Genomic DNA, 22,221 nt, shown 5'->3' on the forward strand with positions numbered 1-22,221 from the left:
TCCGTGGGGTTCGGTGGGCGGCTCAACGCACGGTGCGCTAACGGCGGTTGCGGGGGTGGTGCCCGGCAACTGCCGGTGAGGGAGCGGTTACTGAAACACGGTCACCCTAGGACCCGGACACAATCGAATCAATCACCCCGTCGGGCTTTGTGCGGTCCTGGGGGAAGGAGGAGTGTGTCCGGCCGGCCGCCCGGCCGGCCCCAGTCGACGGTGCGGTCGCACCAGCGCTCCAGCAGGACCCGGTCGTGGCCCACGGCCAGCAGGCCCGCCCCGGTGGCGGCGCGGTACTCCTCGACCACCGCGACCAGCGCGGCGGTGGTGGACGCGTCCAGCATGGCGGTCATCTCGTCGCACACCAGCCAGCGGGGGCGCAACACCAGGGCGCGGGCCAGGCAGGCCCGCTGGAGCTGGCCGTCGCTGACCTCGTGCGGGCGGCGGCCCAGCAGGTCGCCGGTGAGGCCGACCGTGGCGGCCAGTTCGGCGACCCGGGCGGCCAGGCCCGCGCGGCGGCCGGTGGCGCGCAGCGGTTCGGCGATCAGGTCGGCCAGCCGCAGCCGGGGGTCGGCGGAGAGCCGGGCCTGCTGGAAGACGACGCCGAAGGCGGTGCGCGTCTCGCGCGGCGCGCGGTGCCGCCAGCGGCGTACCGGCTCGCCGTCGACGAGGACGGTGCCGGCGTCGGGGCGGTGCAGCAGGGCGGCGACCCGGGCGAGGGTCGACTTGCCGCAGCCGCTGGGGCCCAGCAGGCCGACCGCCTCGCCCGGCGCGACGGTCAGGGAGACGTCCCGCAGGACGGGGGCGCTGCGGGTGTATCCGGCGGTGACGGCGCGCAGCTCAAGCACGGGCGGCCTCCGGGTCGGCGGTGGTGTGCGGGTGGGGGTGCGGGTGGTGGCAGGCGACCGTGCCGGACAGCGGCGGCAGCGTGCCGCAGGCGTCGGTGGCGCGGGCGCAGCGGGGGGCGAAGGCGCAGCCGGCGGGCAGGTCGCCGAGTTCCGGGGGCAGGCCGGGGACGGGGGTGAACGCGCGGTCGGGCAGGGCCTGGAGCAGGCCCCGGCTGTAGGGGTGGCGGGGGCCGGGGGCGCCGAAGAAGGCGCCCGCGTCGGCGAGTTCGACGATGCGTCCGGCGTACATGACGGCGACCCGGTCGGCGACGCGTTCGGCCGCCGCCAGGTCGTGGGTGATCATCAGCAGGGCCCGGCCCTCCCCCTCCGTGCCCCCGTCGACGTGGCGGCGCAGTTCGTCGACGGTGCGGTCCACCAGGTCCCGGTCGAGCCCGGTGGTCGGTTCGTCGGCGAGCAGCAGGGGCGCGTCGCCGACCAGGGCGAGGGCGGTGGCGGCGCGCTGGGCGAGGCCGCCGGAGAGTTCGTGCGGGTGGCGGTCGAGGTGGCCGGCGGGGAAGGCGGCGCGGGCGGCGGCGTCCTCGGCGGCGGCGCGCAGGGCGGCGCGGCCCCGCGTGCCGGTGAGGGCGGCGACGGTCTCCGCCAGGTGGGAGCGGACGGTGCGCACGGGGGTGAGGTGGGCGGCCGGGCTCTGCGGGACCAGGCCGATCCCACGGCCCCGTACGGTGCGGGCGAGGGTCCGCTCGTCCGCGGTGAGCAGGTCCAGGTCGCCGAGGAGGGCTCGGCCCGCGGTCTGCGCGTTGCCGGGGAGCAGGCCGAGCAGGGCGGAGGCCAGCACGGACTTGCCGCAGCCGCTCTCGCCGATCAGGGCCAGGCACTCGCCGGCCGCCACGTCGAAGCGGGCGTCGGTGACGGCGGCGATCCGCCGTCCGCCCGGCATCAGGAAGCGGACGGACAGGCCGCGGACCGCCAGCACGGGGGGACGCCCGTTCACAGCATCAGCTCCGATCGCCGCCGGGGGTTGATCCGCTCCCGCCAGGCCCCGGCGAGGCCCGCGACGGCGAGGGTGGGGACGATGATGAACAGCCCCGGGAAGAGGGTGGGCCACCACTGCCCGGCGAGCAGCGAACCGCGGGCCTGCTGGATCAGGTTGCCGAGGCTCGCCATGTGGGTGGGCAACCCCAGCCCGAGGAAGGACAGCGCCGACTCGTGCCACATGGCGTGCGGCACCATCAGTACGGCGGCCAGCGCGGCCTGTGGCAGTACGCCGGGCAGCAGGTGCCGTACCGTCACCCGCCACCGGGAGGCGCCCCCGCAGACGGCCGCGTCGATGTACGGGCGCGAGCGCAGCGAGAGCACCTCGGCGCGGACGATGCGGGCGGTGGACAGCCAGTGGGTGGCCGCGACGGAGACGACCACGGGCCACACGCCCGGCCGGAACACGGCCACGATGAACACGCCGAGCAGCAGGTGGGGTACGGAGGAGAACGCGTCGACCACCCGCATCAGCGCGCGGTCGGCCCAGCCGCCCAGCGCCCCGGCGGCGGCGCCCACCGCGGTGCCGACGACCGTCGCGGTCAGCGCCGCGGCCACCCCGACCAACAGCGAGACGCGCAGCCCGTACACGCAGCGCAGCAGCAGGTCGCGGCCGACGTCGTCGGTGCCGAAGGGGTGGGCGGCGCCCGGTGGCAGGAGCTTGGCGGCGAGGTCGACGGCCTGCTGGTCGAGGTGGACGAACGGCGGCACGAGCAGCACGGCGAGGACGGTCAGGGCCAGCACGCCGGCCGAGACGCGCAGGCGCAGGGCGCGGGTGGAGCGGCGGGCCGTGCCGTGGGACCGCCACTGTCGCGGGGCGGGGGCGTCACATGTCACTGAACTTCACCCTCGGGTCGAAGAGTCCGTAGAGCAGGTCGGCGAGGAGGTTGCCGGCGAGGACGGCGGCGGTGGCGAGGGTGGTGAGCGCGGCGAGCAGCGGGAAGTCGACGGCGGTGGCCGCCTCGACGGTGGCCGCGGCGATGCCGGGCCAGCTGAAGACGGTCTCCACCAGCAGGGCGCCGGTGATGAGTTCGGGGACGCGAGAGCCGATCAGGGTGAGCACCGGCAGCAGCCCGGAGCGCAGTGCGTGGCCGAACAGGACGGTGCCCTCGCCCAGGCCGCGGGCGCGGGCGCCGCGCACCGGGTCCTCGGCGAGGGCGTCGCCGACGCCCTGACGGACGTACAGCGTGAACCAGGGCAGCTGGGAGACGGCGAGGACCCCGGCGGGCAGGACGACGTGGCGCGCGACCTGGCCGAGGGTGACCTGTTCGCTGGCGGTGTCGGTGAGGCCGCCGGCCGGGAGGAGGTCCCACTGGAGGGCGAACAGCCAGACGGCGAGCAGCGCGGTCCAGAAGACCGGGGCCGCCTCCAGGGCGTACGCGAGGGAGGTCACCGCCCGGTCGAGGAGGGAGCCGGGGCGGCGGGCGGCCAGGACGCCGAGCAGGGTGCCGGCGAGGACGGCGGCGGCGAAGGCGACCGCGCACAGCAGCGCGGACCAGGCCAGGCGTTCACCGATGACCTGGGCCACCGGCTGCCGCAGCACGCTGGAGTGGCCGAGGTCGCCACAGAGCGCGGAGGTCAGCCAGTGCCACCAGCGGGTGACGAACGGCTCGTCCACGCCGAGGTTGGCGCGCAGCCGGTCCAGGGTCTCCTGGTCGGCGCCGAGCGCGGCGGTGCCGGCGTACGCCTTGACGGGGTCGAACGGGGAGGCGGCGGCGATGGCGAACACGCCGAAGGTGACGACGGCCAGGACGGGGACGGCGGACAGCGCCCGCCGTCCCGTCAGCCGTGCCATCGCTCCCCAGGGGAGCGCGCTCATGCCTTGGGCCGCCAGGTCTCGATGTTCCACCAGGGGCCGCTGGCGAAGCCGTGCTCGTGCGGCTCCAGCTGGGTGGTCAGGCCGTCCCAGCGGTCGGCGAGGACGTAGAGGTGGTCGATGTGGGTGAGGAAGGTGTAGCCGGGGTCGTCGACGAGCGCCTTCTGGACGGTGTCGTAGGCGGTGCGGCGTTCCCCGGTGTCCTGGCTGCGGCGGCCGGTGTCGAGGGCCCGGTCGACGGCCGGGTTGTCGTAGCGGGCCATGTTGTTGAAGCCGTCGCCGGCGAGGGAGGAGTGCAGCAGGGTGTAGAGGCCGAAGTCGGGGTCGCCGACGCTGCCGAAGCCGGCCAGGACCGCGTCGCGGCCCATCCGGGGTTCGATGACCTCCCAGGTGGCGCTCTCCACGGTCACCTCGATGCCGGCCCGCTTGGCGTCGGAGGCGTAGGCGAGGGCGTGGTCCTGGCGGACCTTGTCGCCGGAGGGGTAGTAGAGGGTGAAGGCGGCGCGCTGTCCGTCCTTGGCGCGGATGCCGTCCTTCGCCGTCTTCCAGCCGGCCCGGTCGAGGACGCGGCGGGCCTCGGCCAGGTCCTGGCCGCGGGCGATGTCCTCGGTGTACCAGGGGTCGTCGGTGGGCAGCGGGCCGTACGCCGGCAGGCCGGCGCCGTCGAGGATCTTGTCTACCATGGCCCGGCGGTCCACGGCCGCGTCCAGAGCCCGCCGGATCGCGCGGTCGCCGGTGACCGGGCCGGCCGTGGGGAGGGTGACGGCGCGGAAGTCGTAGGTCTTCGCGTCGTACGTGCGCCGGCCGCTGTCGTTCTCGAAGGTCGCGGCGAGGTTGGGCGGCAGGACGGCGCCGTCGAGGTCGCCGGAGCGCAGGCGGGTGGCGCGGACGTTGTCGTCGGCGACGATCGCCATGGTGAACGACTTCACCGCCGGCTCCCCGCCCCAGTAGTCGGGGTTGGCCTTGAAGGTGAGCTTCTCGCCCTTGCTCCACTTCACGAGCGTGTACGGTCCGGTACCGACCGGCTCGGTGTTGAAGGAACCGGTGTTGGGGTCCTGTCCGCCCGCGACGTGCTCGGGGACGACGGGCAGCACCGTGCGCGCGGCGAAGGCCGCGTAGGGGTACTTGAGCGTGAAGACGACCTGGTCGTCACCGCTCGCCCGGACGCTCTTGACGGCGTCCAGTTCGCTGCGCGCCGTGTTGTTGGTCTTCGGGTCGAGGATCGTCTCGTACGTGTAGACGACGTCCTCGGCGGTCAGCGGCTCCCCGTCGCTGAACTTCACGCCCTCGCGCAGGGTGTAGGTGTACGTCCGCCCGCCGTCGCCGATCTCGGGCAGCGCCTTGGCCAGCGCGGGCTTCAGCTTGAGGTCGGTGCCGCGGGCGAGCAGCCCGTCGAAGATCTTGGAGTTGCCGTCCTTGCCGTAGCCGAGCAGCGGGCTGAGGGTGTCCGGTTCGGAGGCCACCCCGATCACGACGGACTCGGTCGTGCCCTTCCCGTCGCCGCCGCTCCCTCCCGGGGCGGAGCAGGCACCGGCGCCCACGGCCAGCACGGCCGCGGCGGCGGCGCCTCGTATCCGACGGGTCCTCATGTGTCCCCCAGAGCAGTTGAGATGGATGAGCTGTTGCACATCGCTCGCAATTAAAGCGCCAAGTGGGGGCAGTACGCACCTGTGGGCCTGCGGAGGGGGTGGTCAGGCAGGACCGGAGGGTGTCCGCGCACGGGGCCGCGAGCCAGTCCGGCGTCTGGTCCTGGGGAGCGCGGTGCCCGTCCGCACGGGGAGCCGACCGCCGTCGGCAGTGCGGTGCTCGCACCGTTCCCGCTGACCACAGAGCCACTGGAAGCGGTGTTCGACCGCCTCTGTCCGGCCTTCGCCGACGACTCGCGCGTCGGCGACGAGAAGGCGAGAAGACGAGAAACAGCGCCTGCGGATGCGCGACGACTCCGTCGCCCGCGCCACCGGGCCGCTGGACGACGACGACAGCAGGCGCATCGGGCCGGCCGTGCTCTGCAGCGACCTCGACGTCCACGGCCGTTACGGCTTCCAGGGGAGCCTGACGTCCAGCGGCTTCCTGGCCGACCGGCCACTGGACTTCGTCGGCCGCCTCGCCGGACAGCCCGGCCCTGCGTCGCGGGACCGGGCCGGGCCGGCCGCCGTCGGGCGCCGCAACCGGTCGGACACCCCGCAACCGGACGACGAGAACCTCAGCCTGGGGTGGGGCCACCCGCTGAACCGGCCCACGGGCACCGCGTCCGCCGTTTCCTGACGCGGGGACCGGGACGCGGGGAAGCCGGCCGCGGTCAGCCGACCCGTGAGGCGAACGCCGCGTGGGCCCGGTCGTCGAAGAGGACGAACCTGATCTCCTCGGCGTCGGTGGCCGTCGTCCGGACGGTGTCCACGGCGATCCGCGCGGCGTCGTCCATCGGCCATCCGTAGACGCCGGCGGAGACGGCCGGGAAGGCCACCGTCCGCGCTCCCAGTTCGTCGGCCACCCGCAACGACTCCCGGTAGCAGGACGCCAGCAGGGACGGGTCACCGCCCGCGGCGCCGTACACCGGGCCGACGGTGTGGATGACCCAGCGGGCGTCCAGGTTCCCGGCGGTGGTGGCGACCGCCTGGCCCGTGGGCAGGCCCCTGCCGTACCGCGAGGCGCGCAGCGCGCGGCACGCGTCGAGGATCGCCGGGCCGCCCCGGCGGTGGATGGCGCCGTCGACGCCGCCCCCGCCGAGGAGGGAGGAGTTGGCCGCGTTGACGATCGCGTCGGCCCGCTGGCGCGTGATGTCGCCCTGGACCAGGGTGATGTCGGTCATGTCTGCCTCAGCCTCCGCCAGACCGCCTTCGCCGCGTTGTGTCCCGACATGCCGTGTACCCCGGGGCCGGGCGGAGTCGCCGAGGAGCAGATGAAGACGGCCGGGTGCGGGGTGGCGTACGGGAAGAGGGACGGCTTGGGGCGCAGCAGGACCTGGAGACCGCTGACCGCGCCGGAGGCGATGTCGCCGCCGACGTAGTTGGCGTTGCGGGCGGCCAGTTCGGGCGGGCCGGCGGTGGCGCGGGCGAGGACGCGGTCGCGGAAGCCGGGGGCGAAGCGCTCCAGCTGGCGTTCGATCGCGTCGGTGAGGTCACCGGTCCAGCCGCTCGGGACGTGGCCGTACACCCAGAAGACGTGCTTGCCCTCCGGGGCGCGGGTGGGGTCGACGACGCTCGGCTGCACGGTGATCAGGAACGGCCGCTCGGGCGCGCGGTGGGCCCGGGAGGCGTCGTGCAGGGCGGTGCCGATCTCGGCGCTGTCCGCGCCGACCTGCACGGTGCCGGCGGCGCGGGCCTCGGGCGCGGTCCACGGGACGGGGCCGTCCAGCGCGTAGTCGATCTTGAAGACGCCGGGGCCGTACCGGTAGCCGTCGTAGGCCCGGCCGAAGCCCGCGATGCGGGCCAGCGCGGTGGGTGAGGTGTCGAAGACGTAGGCGCGGGCGGGCGGCAGGTCGTCCAGCCGCTTGACCTCGTAGTCGGTGTGCACCGCGCCGCCGAGGTCGGTGAGGTGGGCGGCGAGGGCGTCGGAGATCGCCTGGGAGCCGCCGCGGGCCACCGGCCAGCCGCGGGTGTGGGCGGCGAGCAGGAAGACCAGGCCGATGGCGGAGGTGGCGAAGCCGCTGAGCGGGGCCATGACGTGCGCGACGAGACCGGCCAGCAGGGTCCTGGCCCGCTCGTCGCGGAAGCGGCGCGTCAGCCAGGTCGACGGGGGCAGCCCGACGAGGCCGAAGCGGGCGAGGGTGACCGGGTCGCGGGGCAGGGCGCTGAGCGGCAGCGACATGAAGTCCCTCACCAGGGTGTCCCAGCGCGGCAGGAACGGCTCGACCAGTCTGCGGTAGGTGCCCGCGTCACGGGGTCCCAGCGAGGCGGCGGTCTCGCCCACCGACCGGGAGAGCACGGCGGCCGAGCCGTCGGGGAACGGGTGGGCCATGGGCAGCTCCGCGTGCAGCCACTGAAGGCCGTAGCGGTCCAGCGGCAGGGCGCGGAAGGCCGGTGAGGCGGCGGCGAGCGGGTGAGCCGCGGAGCAGGGGTCGTGCCGGAAGCCGGGGAGGGTCAGCTCCTCGGTGCGGGCGCCGCCGCCCACGGTGTCCCGGGCCTCGAAGACGGCGACGGAGAAGCCGCGCCGGGCCAGCTCCACGGCGGCCGTCAGTCCGTTCGGCCCCGCACCCACCACCACCGCATCGAGCATCGACGGCACCTTCGGACCCCTTCGTCAGCCGACGGCCACTCGGACCAGGATAGGCCCCGGGGAACCGGCGGTCCCCGGCCCCGGGCGGACCGGCCGTCCCCGGTCTCGGCAGGCCGATCGTCCCCGGCCCCGGGCGGAGCGGTGTCAGACGGCGCCGCCGGACAGCAGCGCCACCGTCCGGCGGGCGGTGGCCGCGTCGCGGGCGGCGGTGAACGGCAGCTCGTTGCCGCCCGTGATCCGGAACGGCTCACCGGTCAGGGTCAGGTGGGCGCCGCCGGCCTCCTCGACGAGCAGCAGCCCGGCCGCGTGGTCCCACGCCGCTTCCCAGCCGAACACCGTGCCGTCCAGCTCTCCGCGGGCCACCGCCAGGTACTCCAGTCCGGCCGAGCCGCAGGGGCGGGGTGCCACGCCCGGGACCTCCAGGGCCCGCAGGACGCGCTTCTGCTCGTCCGTGGTGAAGTCCGGGTGGGAGGTGGCGATCCGCAGGTCACGGCCGGGCTCGGGCGGACCCGCGTACAGCCGCTCACCGTCCAGGAAGGCGCCCGCGCCCCGTATCGCCGTGGCGAACTGGTCGCGGGCCGGCGCGTGGGTCCAGGAGGCGAGCAGCTCGCCGTGGCGGGCGAGCGCGACCAGGGTGCAGAAGCCGCTGTCGCCGTGGACGAACTGCCGGGTGCCGTCGACGGGGTCGACGATCCACACCGGCGCGTCGCCGCGCAGCGCCTCGTAGCTGACCGGGTTGGCGTGCACCGCTTCCTCGCCGACGACGACCGAGCCGGGGAGCAGGGCGACCAGCGCCTCGGTGAGGTACTGCTCCGCGTCGCGGTCGGCGTCCGTCACCAGGTCGTGCGGCCCGGTCTTCTCGTCGACCTCGTGGGCCGCCAGCCGCCGCCAGCGCGGCATGACCTCCTGGGCGGCCGCCTTGCGGACGGCCTCCTCCACGTCGTCGGCGTACCGGGCGAGAAACTCGTCGATGGTTTCGTTGTTCTCGATCATGCGTCCATGAGAGCACGCGCCACTGACAATCCCCACCGCGGTGGCGTACTCCAGGTGGAATCGGGACGAACATGCGGCACGCCGCCCCCGGCGGAGGACACGACCGGCGGGGGGACGGCCTGCGGGAGAGGACCTACGGGGACGGCCTGCGAGGGACGGCCTGCGGGAGACGGTCGCGCCCACCCGCGCGGGCCGGTGATCACGGTGCGCGTTACCGTGGATCCGAAAACCGGCAAACGGAGGAAAGATGCACGGGGAGTACAAGGTCCCGGGCGGCAAGCTCGTCGTCGTCGACCTCGACGTCGTCGACGGGGCCCTGCGCGACGTCCGGGTGTCGGGCGACTTCTTCCTGGAGCCGGACGAGGCCCTGCCCGCCATCGACCGGGCCCTCGAGGGCGCCGCGGCCGAGACCGACACCGCCGGCCTCGCCGCCCGCGTCGACGCCGCCCTGCCCGAGGGCACGGTCATGTACGGCCTCACGTCGGAGGGTGTGGCCGTGGCGGTGCGCCGCGCCCTGGCCAGGGCGACGGACTGGACCGACCACGACTGGCAGCTCATCCACGACGGGCCCCAGTCCCCCGCCCTGCACATGGCCCTCGACGAGGTGCTCACCGCCGAGGTCGCCGCCGGCCGCCGGGGCCCCACCCTCCGGGTGTGGGAGTGGGACCGGCCGTCGGTGATCATCGGCAGCTTCCAGTCCCTGCGCAACGAGGTCGACCCCGAGGGCGCCGCCCGCCACGGCATCACCGTGGTACGCCGCATTTCCGGCGGCGGCGCCATGTTCGTGGAGGTCGGCAACAGCATCACCTACTCGCTGTCCGTGCCCGCCTCCCTCGTGTCGGGGCTGTCCTTCGCCGAGTCCTACGCCTATCTGGACGACTGGGTGCTGGGTGCCTTCGCCGACATGGGCGTCAAGGCCTGGTACCAGCCGCTCAACGACATCGCCACCGAGGCCGGCAAGGTCGGCGGTGCCGCCCAGAAGCGCATGGTCGCCACCGACGGCGGCCCCGGTGCCGTCCTGCACCACGTCACCATGAGCTACGACATCGACGCCGACAAGATGCTCGAAGTGCTGCGCATCGGCAAGGAGAAGATGTCCGACAAGGGCACCCGGAGCGCCAAGAAGCGCGTCGATCCGCTGCGCCGCCAGACCGGCCTGCCCCGCGAAGCCGTCATCGAGCGGATGCTCGCCTCCTTCCGCGACCGCTACGGCCTGACCGAGGGCCGTGTCACGCGGGAGGAGGCGGCCCGCGCGAAGGAGCTGGCCGAGTCCAAGTTCAGCAGCCCGGAGTGGACGGCCCGGGTGCCCTGACCACCGGCGTCCCGCACGCGGGGCCTGGCCCGCGGACGCGGCCGGCCGTCCTCGGCTCCGCGGTCCCCGTCCCCGTCCGCGCACGACGGCCGCCGCACCCTCGCCCGTCCAGCGGCGACTGCCGCCACGGGACCCGGGCGGACACGTCATCGAGGCCGCCGAGCACGGCCGGCAGGCGGTCGGCCGATGACCGGCGACCGGCGACCGGCGACCGGCGACCGATAACCGTGACCGGTGACCGGCGACCGGCGACCGGTGTTCCGACGGTCCTCGGCGGCGGGGTGCCCCGAGGCCCGTGGCGGGACCACCGGGACGGCCGCCGTCCGGTGCGACGGGGACGGCGCCCCGTCACCGCCCCGGTGGTCGCCGACGACGGACGCCCGCGGTTCCCGCCGGCCGCGCGGCACGCCCCCGTGGCGGACGTCGCCGCCTGCCCCGTCGGGGCCGGAGCCCGCGCGGCAGCGCCGGACCGCCGACGGGGGCGCGCTTCCCGGACGGCCCCGTCCACACCCGCCGGGGGGACGGGTCCTGACGGCCCGACGGGGCCGTGGCGGGCACCGGCACGGACGCCGGACCGCCTCCGGCCGGGCCGCTGCGTCACCGTCCGGGCACGCACCGAGTTCACCCTTCCGCCCCACAGGGAGACATGTGACACTGTCGTCCCGTCCGCAGTGCGGACCCCCTCCGCACCGTCCCTCACGAGAAGTGCGCCGTGCCTTCCCTGCCCCTGCCGCTCGCCCTCACCGCGCGCCTGGCCCCGGTCGTCGTGCTCGCCACGGCGGGCTGGGCGCTGTCGTCGCCGTCCGGCACCACCTCGGCCGCCGAACCGGAAGCAACGGCGACCGCGTCGGGAACGCCGACCGCCTCCGCTCCCACCACCCAGGCGGCGACGAAGACGTACACCAGCGCGCCCGACCCCTGCGCGAGCCTGGCGAAGAAGACGATCACCGAGCTGGTGCCGGGTGCCAAGACGGCCGGCAAGGAGATCACCTCGACCGACGCCGAGGTCCGCCGCACCTGTTCGTGGAACGCGCTCAAGGGGTACGACTACCGCTGGCTCGACGTCTCCTTCGAGGTGACGGAGTCGGACGAGGCGGCCGAGAAGGCCTACGAGGGGCGGCTCACCGACAAGAGCGGCGGCGGCGCGGTCGAGGGGCTCGGGGACGCGGCGTACTCCGTCGTGAACCTCACCACCGAGGACGAGCAGCAGACCCGTGAGGGCACCGTGGTGGTCCGTGCCGCCAACGCCCTGGTGGTCGTCACCTACAGCGGCAGCGACTTCGAGTCGAAGAAGGCGCCCGGCACGGACGAGATCAACAAGGGTGCCATCAAGGCCGCCAAGGAGGCCGCGGCCTCCTTGGCGGACGGTTAGGGCGCCTCCGGCCGGCGACCGTGCCGAGCAGTAGGGCCAGTACGCGGGTGACGCGCGCGCCCGCCCGGAAACCCGCCTCGCGCGAAGTGGCCCGGGGAGGCCGGACGCCGGCGCGGCCGGGCCGGCCGCGACGTCCGCGGGCGGCCTGGCCATCAGCGCGGTGACCGGGGCGTGGAGCGGCCCCGCCGCGTCGTCCGTCTCCGCCGCGAGCTGTACCGGGTCCCGCGCCGGGCCCCGCACCGGCTCCCCGTACACCGCCTGCGAACCGGAGGCGGCCATGACCGGGGGGAGGGCGGAGCGGGCCGTCGTGGTCGGCGGGCCGGCCGTGCGGGGGGACGGGAGGGGCCGTGCGGGCACGGGACCGGGGGAAGGGAAAGGGTCTCGGGCCGGAGGTGGTCGGAGGCGGGGTCGGGTTCGGGGTTCGAGGTGGGATTCAGTGGCCGACGGCCGGGATCACCTGTGATCCGTAGGCGTCGATGACGGCCTCCCGTGCGTCGTGCATGGCGTAGACGGCGAACTGGTCGACGCCCAGGGCGCGCAGCGCGTCCAGCTTCCCGATGTGCCGGTCGGCGGGACCGATCAGACAGAACCGGTCGACGATCTCGTCCGGCACGAACGCGGTGTCCGGGCTGCCGCTGCGTCCGTGGTGGGCGTAGTCGTAGCCCTCGCGGGCCTCGATGTAGGCGGTGAGTTCGGCGGGCACGGCGGCGGAGTGCTCGCCGTACCGGGCGACCAGGTCGGCGACGTGGTTGCCGACCATCCCGCCGAACCAGCGGCACTGCTCGCGGGCGTGGGCGAGGGCCCCGGGCGAGTCGTCGGTGGTGACGTAGGCGGGGGCGGCGACGCAGACCGTCACCTCGGCCGGGTCGCGGCCGGCCGCCACGGCCGCGTCCTTGACGGCCCCGACCATGTACTCGGTGAGGTAGAGGTCGGCGAGCTGGAGGATGAAGCCGTCGGCCTCCTCGCCGGCCATCTTCAGGGCCTTGGGGCCGTACGCGGCCATCCAGACCGGCAGTTCGGCGCCGGGCCCGATCCACGGGAACCGCACGACCGCGCCGCCGCCGAGGTCGGCCTCCTCCCCCCGGCCCAGCGCCCGGATGACCCGCATCGCGTCGCTGAGCCGGGCCAGGGTGTCCGGAGGGCGTCCGGCCACCCGCATCGCGGAGTCGCCGCGGCCGATGCCGCAGACGGTGCGGTTGCCGTACATGTCGTTGAGGGTGGCGAAGGCGGAGGCGGTGACCTCCCAGGCGCGGGTGCCCGGGTTGGTGACCATCGTGCCGACCTTGAGCTCCGTGGTGTGGGCGAGGATCTGGCTGTGGATGACGAACGGCTCCTGCCACAGCACGGCGGAGTCGAAGGTCCAGCCGTAGCGGAAGCCGTTGCGCTCCGCCCGTCTCATCAGGCTGACGACCCGGGAGGCAGGCGGATCGGTCTGGAGGACGAGTCCGAAGTCCATGGGCGCGGCTCCCGGTTCACGAGTTCGGGTACTGGCAGGTGGAGCGCGGGGTGTAGACGCCGTGGCCCTTGCGCCCGGTGTACCGCCGCCCGGTGATGACCGGCTCGCCGCGCGAGAGGACGGTCTCCACCCGGCCGGTGACCCGCCGGCCCTCGTACGCCGAGTAGTCGACGTGCATGTGGTGCGTCCTGGCGGAGATGACCTGTTCGGCGTGCGGGTCGTAGATGACGATGTCGGCGTCCGCGCCCGGCGCGATCGTGCCCTTCTTCCCGTACAGCCCGAACATCCGGGCCGGGGCGGCGCAGGCGATCTCGATCCAGCGGCGGCGGGTGAGGCGTCCGTCGACCACGGCCTGGTGGAGGAGGTCCATGCGGTTCTCGACGCCCGGCAGACCGTTGGGGATCTTGGAGAAGTCGCCCCGGCCCAGTTCCTTCTGGCCGGTGAAGCAGAAGGGGCAGTGGTCGGTGGAGACCACCTGGAGGTCGTCGGTCCGCAGGCCCCGCCACAGCGCCGCCTGGTGCTCGCGCGGCCTCAGCGGCGTACTGCACACGTACTTGGCGCCCTCGAAGTCCGGCTCGGCGAGGTTGTCGGTGGACAGGAACAGGTACTGCGGGCAGGTCTCGCCGAAGACCGGCAGCCCCTCGTCGCGCGCCCGGGCCAGTTCGGCGACCGCCTCCGCCGCCGAGACGTGCACGACGTACAGCGGTGCCCCGGCCACCTGCGCGAGCCGGATCGCGCGGTGGGTGGCCTCGGCCTCCAGCAGGGCCTTGCGGACCTCGCCGTGGAAGCGCGGGGCGGTCTCGCCGCGGGCCAGGGCCTGCCGCACGAGGACGTCGATGGCGATGCCGTTCTCGGCGTGCATCATGATCAGGCCACCGTTGCCGGCGGCGCGCTGCATGGCGCGCAGGATCTGGCCGTCGTCGGAGTAGAAGACACCGGGGTAGGCCATGAACTGCTTGAAGGAGGTGACCCCTTCCGCCACCAGCAGGTCCATCTCCCTCAGCGTCTCCTCGTGCACATCGGAGACGATCATGTGGAAGCCGTAGTCGATCGCGCAGTTGCCCTCGGCCTTGGCGTGCCAGGCGTCCAGCCCCTCGCGCAGCGTCGCGCCCCTGGACTGGACGGCGAAGTCCACGATCGTCGTCGTGCCGCCCCAGGCGGCGGCGCGGGTGCCGGTCTCGAAGGTGTCGGAGGCGAAGGTGCCGCCGAACGGCATCTCCATGTGGGTGTGGGCGTCCACCCCGCCCGGGACAACGTACTTGCCGGTGGCGTCCAGCGTGCGCGCGGCGGTGAAGGACTCGGCGGCCGGGGTGCCGGAGGCGGCGAGGGCGGCGACGCGGCCGTCCTCGATCAGGACGTCGGCGCGCAGTTCGTCGGAGGCGGTGACGACGAGGCCGCCGCGGATGACGGTACGGCTGCTGCTGCTCATGCGGTTCCCCTCGGTCAGGGCGGGACGCTCACAGGCCGCGCAGGGCACGCTCCAGGATCGCGGCGCCCTCCTCGGCCTCCGCGACGGTCAGGGTGAGCGGCGGGGCGATGCGCAGGGCGCTGGTGTCGTGGCCGCCGCCCTTGCCGATGAGCAGTCCGCCGGCCCGGGCCTCCTCCAGTACGGCGGAGACGGCGCGCGGGTCGGCCTCGTCGGTGCCGGGCCGGGTCAGCTCGATGCCGATCATCAGGCCGCGTCCGCGCACCTCCCGTACGTGCGGCAGGCCGGCGGCGGCGGCCCGCAGCCGCTCGATGAGCAGTCCGCCGACCCGGCGGGCGTTGCCCTGGAGGTCGTGTTCGAGCAGGTAGGTGAGGTTGGCCAGGCCGGCCGCCATGGTGACCTGGGTGCCGCCGAAGGTGGAGATGCTGCTCGCGTCCAGGCAGTTCATGATCTCGGCGCGGGCGATGACGCCGCCGATGGACATGCCGTTGCCCAGGCCCTTGGCGAAGGTGACGATGTCGGGCGGGCCGCTGCGGCCGTGCGCCTGCCAGCCCCAGAAGTGGTCGCCGGTGCGGCCCCAGCCGGTCTGCACCTCGTCGGCGATCCACAGCGCGCCGCGCTCGTGCAGCACCTCGCGGAAGGCGGCGTACAGCCCGTCCGGCGGGGAGGTGAACCCGCCGACCCCCTGGACGGGTTCGGCGATCAGCGCGGCGGGCGGGCGGGTGTGGCCGAGCAGGTCGGTGAGGTCGTCGACGCAGGCGGCGATGAACTCGCGGTCGGCGAGGTGCGCGTGGGGGCCCCGGGTGCGGACGCCGCCGTGCACGTACAGGGTCTGCAGCGGGGAGAGGGAGGTCGGGGACCAGCGGCGGTTGCCGGTGACGCCGACGGTGCTGAAGGAGCGGCCGTGGTAGCTGTTGCGCATCGCCAGCACCGTGTCGCTGCGCCGGTACGTCGTCGCCAGCAGCAGCGCGGTGTCGTTGGCCTCGGTGCCGGAGGTGGTGAAGAAGACGCGGGCGTCGGGGATGCCGCTGACCTGGGCGACGCGCTCGGCGAGTTCGACCATCGGCCGGTTGAGGTAGAGGGTCGAGGAGTGCAGGAGGCGGCCGGCCTGCTCGCTGACCGCCTTGGACACCTCGGGCAGGGCGTGGGCGGTCATGGTGGTGAGGATGCCGCCGAAGAAGTCGAGGTACTTGTGGCCGGCGGCGTCCCACACGTACCGGCCCTCCCCGTGGGTGATCTCGATGGGGTCCTCGTAGTAGAGGGCGAGCCAGTCGGGCAGCACGGCCCGGTGGCGGCCCAGCAGGTCGTGGGTCACGGCCGCACCAGCCCCTCGTAGGCGTCGGGGCGGCGGTCGCGGTAGAAGGCCCACTGCCGGCGGACCTCCTCGACCAGGCCGAAGTCGAGGTCGCGTACGACGAGTTCCTCCTTGCTGTCGCTGGCGGGGTCGCCGACGAACCGGCCGCGCGGGTCGACGAAGTAGGAGGTCCCGTAGAAGTCGTTGTCGCCGTACTCCTCCTGGCCGACGCGGTTGATCGCGGCGACGAAGTACTCGTTGGCGACGGCCGCGGCCGGCTGCTCCAGGCGCCACAGGTGGGCGGAGAGGCCGCGGTGGGTGGCGGACGGGTTGTAGACCAACTGGGCGCCGTTCAGTCCCAGTTGGCGCCAGCCCTCCGGGAAGTGGCGGTCGTAGCAGATGGAGACGCCGACCTTGCCGACGGCGGTGTCGAAGACCGGCCAGCCGAGGTTGCCCGGGCGGAAGTAGTACTTCTCCCAGAAGCCCTTCACCTGCGGGATGTGGTGTTTGCGGTAGGTGCCGAGGACGGTGCCGTCGGCGTCGATCACGGCGGCGGTGTTGTAGTAGAAGCCGGGCTGCTCGACCTCGAAGACGGGGGCGACGATCACCATGCCGGTCTCGCGGGCGAGGTCCCGCATACGGCGGACGGTGGGGCCGTCGGGGACGGGTTCGGCCCAGCGGTAGTGCTCGGGGTCCTGGACCTGGCAGAAGTAGGGGCTGTTGAAGACTTCCTGGAAGCCGATGATCCGCGCGCCCTGACGCGCGGCCTCGCGCGCGTGCTCCTCGTGTTTCGCGACCATGGACTCGGTGTCCCCGGTCCAGGTGGCCTGGACCAGAGCGGCACGTACGACGTTGGCCATGAGCTGCTCCTTCGCGACGTCAGAGCCTCTACGCCCGTAGAACGGTCCGTAGAGGGATGAACGTAAGCCTCTCGGGCGAGCTTGCCAAGACCATCGTCGTCAAGGCGCGGTGTCGATCGGGTTTCACACTCCGGTGGACGAGCGCTGCCGCGCCGGTCGGCGACGCGCGGGGCGCGCGAGGCGCGCGGGATGCGCGGGGCGGGGCGCGCGGGGCAGGGCGCGCGGGGCGCGCAGGACCCGTCGGCCCGCCGCGCCCGGCGGGTCAGGCCGCGGCCACGGGGAGTGCTCCGCCGCCGTCGTCCGGACCGGCCTGGACCGTCGCGAGCGCGCACCACTCCGCCAGGGCGTCCAGGGACAGGCCGAGCGCCCGGGCCAGCGCGACGACCGTGAAGAAGGCCGGCGTCGGCGCCCGTCCGGTCTCGATCTTGCGCAGCGTCTCGGCGGAGACCCCGGCGACGGCCGCGACCTCGGGCATGCTGCGGTCGCCGCGTGCCTCACGCAGCAGCCGCCCCAGCCGCTCGCCGCGTGCGCGCTCTTCGGGGGTGAGGGGGGTGCGTACCATGCCGTCATTCTAATACCGCTCGGGTCGGCCGGAGGAGACGGTGGTGCGGGCCGGGGAGACGGCGGGGGTACGAGCCGGAGAGACGGCGGTACAGGCCGGGAAGACGGCAGTACAGACCGAGGAAACGGCAGTACAGGCCGGAGAGACGGCGGCGGTACAGGCCGGGGAGACGGCGGCGGTACAGGCCGGGGAGACGGCGGCGGTACAGGCCGGGGAGACGGCGGCGGTACAGGCGGGAAAACGGCGGTACAGGCCGAGGAAACGGCGGTACAGGCCGCAGGAGACGATGGTTCAAGGCGGCCCCCGCCCCACCGCTCCCCTGGCACCCGGGCCCGCCGGGCCCGCTACTCCCCGCCGCCCGCCGAAGATGCCGCCGCCGGCCGGCCGTGCCAGGGTGGTCGCAGAGCACGCCCCCGGTGTGTGACCGGCGCCCGTCCGGGTTACCCGGCCCCGGCACGTCGACCAGCGAAGGCGTCCCGGACCGGCGCGGGGACGCCGGATGGGAAGGCCATGACCAGCGGCTTCAGCGGACCGGAAGGATACGACCCCTTCGCGGAGTTCTTCGCCCGCTTCTTCGGCGGACCGCGCCAGGGGCCCCGTCAGATCGACATCGGCAGACTGCTCAGCCAGCCCGCCCGCGAGCTGGTGCGGGGCGCCGCCCAGTACGCCGCCGAGCACGGCAGCCGGGACCTGGACACCGAGCACCTGCTGCGCTCGGCGCTGTCCACCGAGCCGACCCGCAGCCTGCTCAGCCGGGCCGGCGCCGACCCCGACTCCATGGCGTCGCAGATCGACGAGCGGTCCGGGCCGGTGCAGCACGGCCCCGGCGAGGCACCGCCGCCCACCTCGCTCTCCCTGACCCCGGCGGTCAAGCGCGCCCTGCTGGACGCGCACGAGCTGGCCCGCGCCTCCGGCACCGGTTACATCGGGCCGGAGCACGTGCTCAGCGCCCTGGCCGCCAACCCGGACTCGGCGGCCGGGCACATCCTGAACGCGGCCCGGTTCTCGCCCTCCGGCATGCCGCCGGAGACCCCGGAGGCCGGTCCGCAGACCCGTACCGCCGAGAGCCAGCGGACCACCGGCACCCCGACCCTGGACAAGTACGGCCGGGACCTCACGGAGCTGGCCCAGCAGGGCCGGATCGACCCGGTGATCGGACGGGACGACGAGATCGAGCAGACCGTCGAGGTGCTCTCCCGGCGGGGCAAGAACAACCCGGTGCTGATCGGTGACGCGGGCGTCGGCAAGACCGCCGTCGTGGAGGGGCTGGCCCAGCGCATCGCCGACGGGGACGTGCCGGACCTGCTCGTCGGGCGCCGGGTGGTCGCCCTCGACCTGACCGCCGTGGTGGCCGGCACCCGCTACCGGGGCGACTTCGAGGAGCGCCTGAACAACATCGTCGGCGAGATCCGCGCCCACTCCGACCAGCTGATCGTCTTCATCGACGAGCTGCACACGGTGGTCGGCGCGGGCGGTGGCGGCGAGTCCGGTTCGATGGACGCGGGCAACATCCTCAAGCCCGCCCTCGCCCGCGGCGAGCTGCACGTGGTCGGCGCCACCACGCTGGAGGAGTACCGCCGGATCGAGAAGGACGCGGCCCTCGCCCGCCGCTTCCAGCCCATCCTGGTGCCCGAGCCGTCCGCCGCGGACGCCATCGAGATCCTGCGCGGCCTGCGCGACCGCTACGAGGCCCACCACCAGGTCCGCTACACCGACGAGGCGCTGGTGGCGGCCGTGGAGATGTCCGACCGCTACCTCACCGACCGGCGGCTGCCGGACAAGGCCATCGACCTGATCGACCAGGCCGGCGCCCGGGTGCGGCTGCGGGCCCGCACCAAGGGCACGGACGTACGGACCATGGAGCGCGACGTCGAGCAGCTGATCCGGGACAAGGACCAGGCCGTCGCGGACGAACAGTACGAGCAGGCCACGCAGTTGCGGGACCGGATCGTGGAGCTGAAGCGGCGGATCTCCGAGGCGGCCGGCGACGACCGGGCCGACGAGGGACAGAACCTCGTCGTCTGCACCGAGTCCGTCGCCGAGGTGGTGTCCCGGCAGACCGGCATCCCGGTCAGCAGCCTCACCCAGGAGGAGAAGGACCGTCTGCTCGGCCTGGAGCAGCACCTGCACGAGCGGGTCGTCGGCCAGGACGAGGCGGTCCGGGTCGTCTCGGACGCCGTACTGCGCTCCCGCGCGGGACTCTCCAGCCCGAACCGCCCGATCGGCAGCTTCCTCTTCCTCGGCCCGACCGGCGTCGGCAAGACCGAACTGGCCCGCGCGCTGGCCGAGGCGCTGTTCGGCAGCGAGGACCGGATGGTCCGCCTCGACATGAGCGAGTACCAGGAGCGGCACACCGTCTCCCGCCTGGTGGGCGCCCCGCCCGGTTACGTCGGCCACGAGGAGGCCGGCCAGCTCACCGAGGTGGTCCGCCGCCACCCGTACTCCCTGCTCCTGCTCGACGAGGTGGAGAAGGCGCACCCGGACGTCTTCAACATCCTCCTCCAGGTGCTGGACGACGGCCGGCTCACCGACTCCCAGGGCCGCACGGTCGACTTCAGCAACACGGTGGTGGTGATGACCAGCAACCTGGGGTCGGACGTCATCACCCGGCGCGGCGCCACCCTGGGCTTCGGCGCCGGCGGTTCCGAGGCCGACGAGGAGGCCCGGCGCGAGCAGGTGCTGCGTCCGCTGCGCGAGCACTTCCGGCCGGAGTTCCTCAACCGCGTCGACGAGATCGTCGTCTTCCGCCAGCTCACCGGCGAACAGCTGAGGCAGATCACCAGCCTGCTCCTGGACCAGACCCGCCGCATGGTCAGCGCCCAGAGCATCACCGTCGACTTCACCGACGCGGCCGTGGACTGGCTGGCCGAGCGCGGCTACCAGCCCGAGTACGGCGCCCGCCCGCTGCGCCGCACCATCCAGCGCGAGGTGGACAACGAACTGTCCCGGCTGCTGCTGGACGGCCGCGTCACCGCGGGCGGCAGCGTGACGGTCGACACCGAGGACAACCGCCTGGTCTTCCGGACGCCGGGCGCGAGGGTCCCCTGAGGCCGTGTCGGTGTGCGGCGCCGCCGCGGCGGCGCCGCACCCGGCCGGTCACCACAGCGGGCGTACCACCATCGCCGATCCCCCGCCCCGGCGCACCTTCTCGGCGGCGGCGAGCCACCGCCCGTCGGGAAGCCGCTGCACCCCTGTCGCCGCCCCGATCTCGGGGTTGGCCTTGAACGCGTGTCCGAGCGCCTCCAGTTCCCCGCGCAGGGCGCTGTCGTACAGGCCGGGCTCCAGCTCCGTCTGCGCCGCGTTGCGCTGGCTGGCGCGCGGCGCGGCGATCGCGTCGACCAGCGGCAGCCCCCGGTCCAGGAATCCGGTCAGGGTCTGGAGCACGGTGGTGATGATGGTCGCGCCGCCGGGCGAGCCGACCGCGACGACCGGCTTGCCGTGCCGGTCCAGGACGATCGTCGGGGCGATCGAGGACCGGGGCCGCTTGCCGGGGCCCGGCAGGTTCGGGTCGTGGACCGCCGGGTTCGCCGGGGCGAAGGAGAAGTCGGTCAGCTCGTTGTTGAGCAGGAAGCCCCGGCCGGGCACGGTGATGCCGCTGCCGCCGGTCTGCTCGATGGTGAGCGTGTAGGCGACGACGTTGCCCCACTTGTCGGCGGTCGTCAGATGGGTGGTGTTCTCGCCCTCGTACGTCGTCGGCGCCGTCGTGCCGCCGGCCGCGCAGGAGGCCGGGTCGCGCGGGTCGCCGGGTGCGAGGGGGCTGGTGAGCGCGGCGTCGTCGCGGATCAGGCACTCCCGGGAGTCGGCGTACCGCTGCGACAGCAGTTCCTTGGCCGGTACGTCCTCGAAGGCGGGGTCGCCGACCCAGCGGCCCCGGTCGGCGAAGGCGATCCGGCTGGCCTCGATGAAGCGGTGCAGGTAGGCGGTCTCGCTCGCCTTCGACAGGTCGGTGCGCTCCAGGATGTTGAGGGCCTCGCCGACCGTGGTGCCGCCGGAGGAGGACGGGGCGATGGAGTACACGTCCAGGCCCCGGTAGGAGGTCTTCGTCGGCGGCTGGAGCTTGGCGCGGTAGGCGGCGAGGTCCTTGGCCGACAGGTCGCCGGGGCGGGCGTTCCAGCCCGAGTCGGGGTCCACCGGCGGTTTGTTGACGGTGGCGAGGACGTCCTCGCCGAGGTCGCCGTGGTAGAGCGCGCCGACGCCTTCTCGGCCCAGCTCCTTGTACGTGCGGGCCAGGTCGGGGTTCTTGAAGGTGGAGCCGACGGCCGGGAGTTCGCCGCCCGGCAGGAACAGCTCGGCGGTGTCGGGGAAGTAGCGGAACCGGGTCTCGTTGGCGGCGGTCTGGGAGCGGAAGGTCTCGTCCACGGTGAAGCCGTCGCGGGCCAGGCGCTCGGCGGGGGCCAGCAGGGTGGCGAGCCGCCGGCTGCCCCACTTGTCGAGGGCCGTCTGCCAGGTGGCGGGCGTGCCGGGGGTGCCGACGGCCAGGCCGCTGCTGACGGCGTCGGCGAACGGGATCGGCTGCCCGTCCTCCGTGAACAGCTTCTCGTCGGCGGTGAGCGGCGCGGTCTCACGGCCGTCGATCGTCCGCACGGTACGGGACTCGGCGTCGTAGTAGACGAAGTAGCCGCCCCCGCCGATGCCGGCCGAGTAGGGCTCGGTGACGCCGAGCGCGGCGGCGGTGGCGACGGCCGCGTCGACCGCGTTGCCGCCCTTCCTGAGCACCTCGATACCGGCGGCGGTGGCGTCCGCGTCGACGCTCGCGACGGCGCCGCCGTAGCCGGTGGCGACCGGGGTCTTCACCGGCCCGTCGCCACCGCGCTGGGTGGCGGGCGGCGCCGCCGCCCCCACCGACACGACGGCGGCCGAGACCGCCAGGGCCGCCAGTTTCCGCGCGACCGGTTGACGTTTCCGCACCTCTACACCTCCAGAGACAGCCGTTCGTCACTGCCGTTCATTACCGCTGACTGATCGTCATGCCCCGTCAGGGGCCAGTCGAACACTTCTCCCCCTCCGCGGTGTCCAAGCCTGCCTTGCGGACGGTTTCCACCGA

18 protein-coding genes are annotated in these 22,221 nt (G+C 74.1%); 4 read left to right on the forward strand and 14 right to left on the reverse strand.

Translation table 11 applies throughout. The features are described 5' to 3' along the window. Positions 1-128 precede the first annotated feature (128 nt). The 5 genes from ACY1JF_RS15900 to ACY1JF_RS15920 are packed head-to-tail and all read right to left on the reverse strand — an operon-like array spanning position 129 to position 5,276. Positions 129-839, reverse strand: coding sequence for an ABC transporter ATP-binding protein (locus ACY1JF_RS15900; RefSeq protein ID WP_462705774.1), 711 nt, complete (start codon positions 837-839; stop codon positions 129-131). Further along, positions 832-1,776: an ABC transporter ATP-binding protein gene (locus ACY1JF_RS15905; RefSeq protein ID WP_462705882.1), complete on the reverse strand. Its 945-nt coding sequence runs from the start codon at positions 1,774-1,776 to the stop codon at positions 832-834. The genes ACY1JF_RS15900 and ACY1JF_RS15905 overlap by 8 nt, the downstream gene beginning before the upstream one ends. Positions 1,777-1,826: 50 nt before the next feature. Then, entirely contained in the window at positions 1,827-2,708 is an 882-nt protein-coding gene (locus ACY1JF_RS15910; RefSeq protein ID WP_462705775.1) for an ABC transporter permease, read from the reverse strand. Continuing rightward, complete coding sequence (locus ACY1JF_RS15915) at positions 2,698-3,666, reverse strand: ABC transporter permease (RefSeq protein ID WP_462705883.1); 969 nt, start codon at positions 3,664-3,666, stop codon at positions 2,698-2,700. Before ACY1JF_RS15915 ends, ACY1JF_RS15910 begins: the two co-directional genes overlap by 11 nt. 20 nt (positions 3,667-3,686) lie before the next feature. Further along, positions 3,687-5,276 (reverse strand): ABC transporter substrate-binding protein, encoded by a 1,590-nt coding sequence (locus ACY1JF_RS15920; RefSeq protein ID WP_462705776.1) that lies wholly within the window; start codon positions 5,274-5,276, stop codon positions 3,687-3,689. 340 nt (positions 5,277-5,616) lie between these two features. Between ACY1JF_RS15920 and ACY1JF_RS15925 the strand changes: the two genes are divergently transcribed. Continuing rightward, positions 5,617-5,952: a hypothetical protein gene (locus ACY1JF_RS15925; RefSeq protein ID WP_462705777.1), complete on the forward strand. Its 336-nt coding sequence runs from the start codon at positions 5,617-5,619 to the stop codon at positions 5,950-5,952. A 34-nt stretch (positions 5,953-5,986) separates the two neighbouring features. On the opposite strand, the gene ACY1JF_RS15930 is transcribed toward ACY1JF_RS15925, so the two are convergent. The 3 genes from ACY1JF_RS15930 to ACY1JF_RS15940 form a co-directional block, all read right to left on the reverse strand. After that, on the reverse strand, positions 5,987-6,496 hold the full coding sequence (locus ACY1JF_RS15930; protein WP_462705778.1) for an O-acetyl-ADP-ribose deacetylase: 510 nt from the start codon (positions 6,494-6,496) through the stop codon (positions 5,987-5,989). Beyond that, positions 6,493-7,902, reverse strand: coding sequence for a phytoene desaturase family protein (locus ACY1JF_RS15935; protein ID WP_462705779.1), 1,410 nt, complete (start codon positions 7,900-7,902; stop codon positions 6,493-6,495). Before ACY1JF_RS15935 ends, ACY1JF_RS15930 begins: the two co-directional genes overlap by 4 nt. A 144-nt stretch (positions 7,903-8,046) precedes the next feature. Continuing rightward, on the reverse strand, positions 8,047-8,895 hold the full coding sequence (locus ACY1JF_RS15940) for an inositol monophosphatase family protein (protein ID WP_462705780.1): 849 nt from the start codon (positions 8,893-8,895) through the stop codon (positions 8,047-8,049). 247 nt (positions 8,896-9,142) lie between these two features. Here ACY1JF_RS15940 and ACY1JF_RS15945 point away from each other — a divergent pair, with 247 nt between their 5' ends. Together ACY1JF_RS15945 and ACY1JF_RS15950 are read left to right on the forward strand one after the other, a co-directional pair. Next, entirely contained in the window at positions 9,143-10,207 is a 1,065-nt protein-coding gene (locus ACY1JF_RS15945) for a lipoate--protein ligase family protein (RefSeq protein WP_462705781.1), read from the forward strand. Positions 10,208-10,919: 712 nt separating this feature from the next. Continuing rightward, on the forward strand, positions 10,920-11,579 hold the full coding sequence (locus ACY1JF_RS15950) for a hypothetical protein (protein WP_462705782.1): 660 nt from the start codon (positions 10,920-10,922) through the stop codon (positions 11,577-11,579). 433 nt (positions 11,580-12,012) lie between these two features. Here the strand turns inward: ACY1JF_RS15950 and ACY1JF_RS15955 are convergent, their stop codons facing one another. From ACY1JF_RS15955 to ACY1JF_RS15975, 5 genes are all read right to left on the reverse strand, one after another. Then, entirely contained in the window at positions 12,013-13,035 is a 1,023-nt protein-coding gene (locus tag ACY1JF_RS15955; protein WP_462705783.1) for a TIGR03842 family LLM class F420-dependent oxidoreductase, read from the reverse strand. A gap of 16 nt (positions 13,036-13,051) precedes the next feature. Further along, on the reverse strand, positions 13,052-14,464 hold the full coding sequence (gene hydA / locus ACY1JF_RS15960; protein ID WP_462705784.1) for a dihydropyrimidinase: 1,413 nt from the start codon (positions 14,462-14,464) through the stop codon (positions 13,052-13,054). A 28-nt stretch (positions 14,465-14,492) separates the two neighbouring features. Further along, positions 14,493-15,776 (reverse strand): aspartate aminotransferase family protein, encoded by a 1,284-nt coding sequence (locus ACY1JF_RS15965; protein ID WP_462705785.1) that lies wholly within the window; start codon positions 15,774-15,776, stop codon positions 14,493-14,495. Next, the gene (locus tag ACY1JF_RS15970; RefSeq protein WP_462705786.1) at positions 15,773-16,615 is read right to left on the reverse strand and encodes a nitrilase-related carbon-nitrogen hydrolase; all 843 of its coding nucleotides are present in this window, start codon (positions 16,613-16,615) and stop codon (positions 15,773-15,775) included. The genes ACY1JF_RS15965 and ACY1JF_RS15970 overlap by 4 nt, the downstream gene beginning before the upstream one ends. Before the next feature lie 262 nt (positions 16,616-16,877). After that, complete coding sequence (locus ACY1JF_RS15975; RefSeq protein ID WP_462705787.1) at positions 16,878-17,177, reverse strand: helix-turn-helix domain-containing protein; 300 nt, start codon at positions 17,175-17,177, stop codon at positions 16,878-16,880. A gap of 510 nt (positions 17,178-17,687) precedes the next feature. Between ACY1JF_RS15975 and ACY1JF_RS15980 the strand changes: the two genes are divergently transcribed. Continuing rightward, positions 17,688-20,225 (forward strand): ATP-dependent Clp protease ATP-binding subunit, encoded by a 2,538-nt coding sequence (locus tag ACY1JF_RS15980; RefSeq protein ID WP_462705788.1) that lies wholly within the window; start codon positions 17,688-17,690, stop codon positions 20,223-20,225. Positions 20,226-20,273: 48 nt separating this feature from the next. Here ACY1JF_RS15980 and ggt read toward each other — a convergent pair whose 3' ends face one another. After that, entirely contained in the window at positions 20,274-22,085 is a 1,812-nt protein-coding gene (gene ggt, locus ACY1JF_RS15985) for a gamma-glutamyltransferase (RefSeq protein WP_462705789.1), read from the reverse strand. Between the last annotated feature and the right edge of the window lie 136 nt (positions 22,086-22,221).

The sequence above is a fragment of the Streptomyces sp. SYSU D01066-1 genome (assembly GCF_054956795.1).

Excerpts from the sequence above, each read along its gene's own strand:
- ACY1JF_RS15905 (WP_462705882.1), bottom strand. The coding sequence starts at position 1,776 with ATGCCGGGCGGACGGCGGATCGCCGCCGTCACCGACGCCCGCTTCGAC.
- ACY1JF_RS15970 (WP_462705786.1), bottom strand. The coding sequence starts at position 16,615 with ATGGCCAACGTCGTACGTGCCGCTCTGGTCCAGGCCACCTGGACCGGG.
- ACY1JF_RS15925 (WP_462705777.1), top strand. The coding sequence starts at position 5,617 with ATGCGCGACGACTCCGTCGCCCGCGCCACCGGGCCGCTGGACGACGAC.
- ACY1JF_RS15975 (WP_462705787.1), bottom strand. The coding sequence starts at position 17,177 with ATGGTACGCACCCCCCTCACCCCCGAAGAGCGCGCACGCGGCGAGCGG.
- hydA (WP_462705784.1), bottom strand. The coding sequence starts at position 14,464 with ATGAGCAGCAGCAGCCGTACCGTCATCCGCGGCGGCCTCGTCGTCACC.
- ACY1JF_RS15930 (WP_462705778.1), bottom strand. The coding sequence starts at position 6,496 with ATGACCGACATCACCCTGGTCCAGGGCGACATCACGCGCCAGCGGGCC.
- ACY1JF_RS15915 (WP_462705883.1), bottom strand. The coding sequence starts at position 3,666 with ATGGCACGGCTGACGGGACGGCGGGCGCTGTCCGCCGTCCCCGTCCTG.
- ACY1JF_RS15980 (WP_462705788.1), top strand. The coding sequence starts at position 17,688 with ATGACCAGCGGCTTCAGCGGACCGGAAGGATACGACCCCTTCGCGGAG.
- ACY1JF_RS15955 (WP_462705783.1), bottom strand. The coding sequence starts at position 13,035 with ATGGACTTCGGACTCGTCCTCCAGACCGATCCGCCTGCCTCCCGGGTC.
- ACY1JF_RS15935 (WP_462705779.1), bottom strand. The coding sequence starts at position 7,902 with ATGCTCGATGCGGTGGTGGTGGGTGCGGGGCCGAACGGACTGACGGCC.
- ACY1JF_RS15940 (WP_462705780.1), bottom strand. The coding sequence starts at position 8,895 with ATGATCGAGAACAACGAAACCATCGACGAGTTTCTCGCCCGGTACGCC.
- ACY1JF_RS15920 (WP_462705776.1), bottom strand. The coding sequence starts at position 5,276 with ATGAGGACCCGTCGGATACGAGGCGCCGCCGCCGCGGCCGTGCTGGCC.
- ACY1JF_RS15945 (WP_462705781.1), top strand. The coding sequence starts at position 9,143 with ATGCACGGGGAGTACAAGGTCCCGGGCGGCAAGCTCGTCGTCGTCGAC.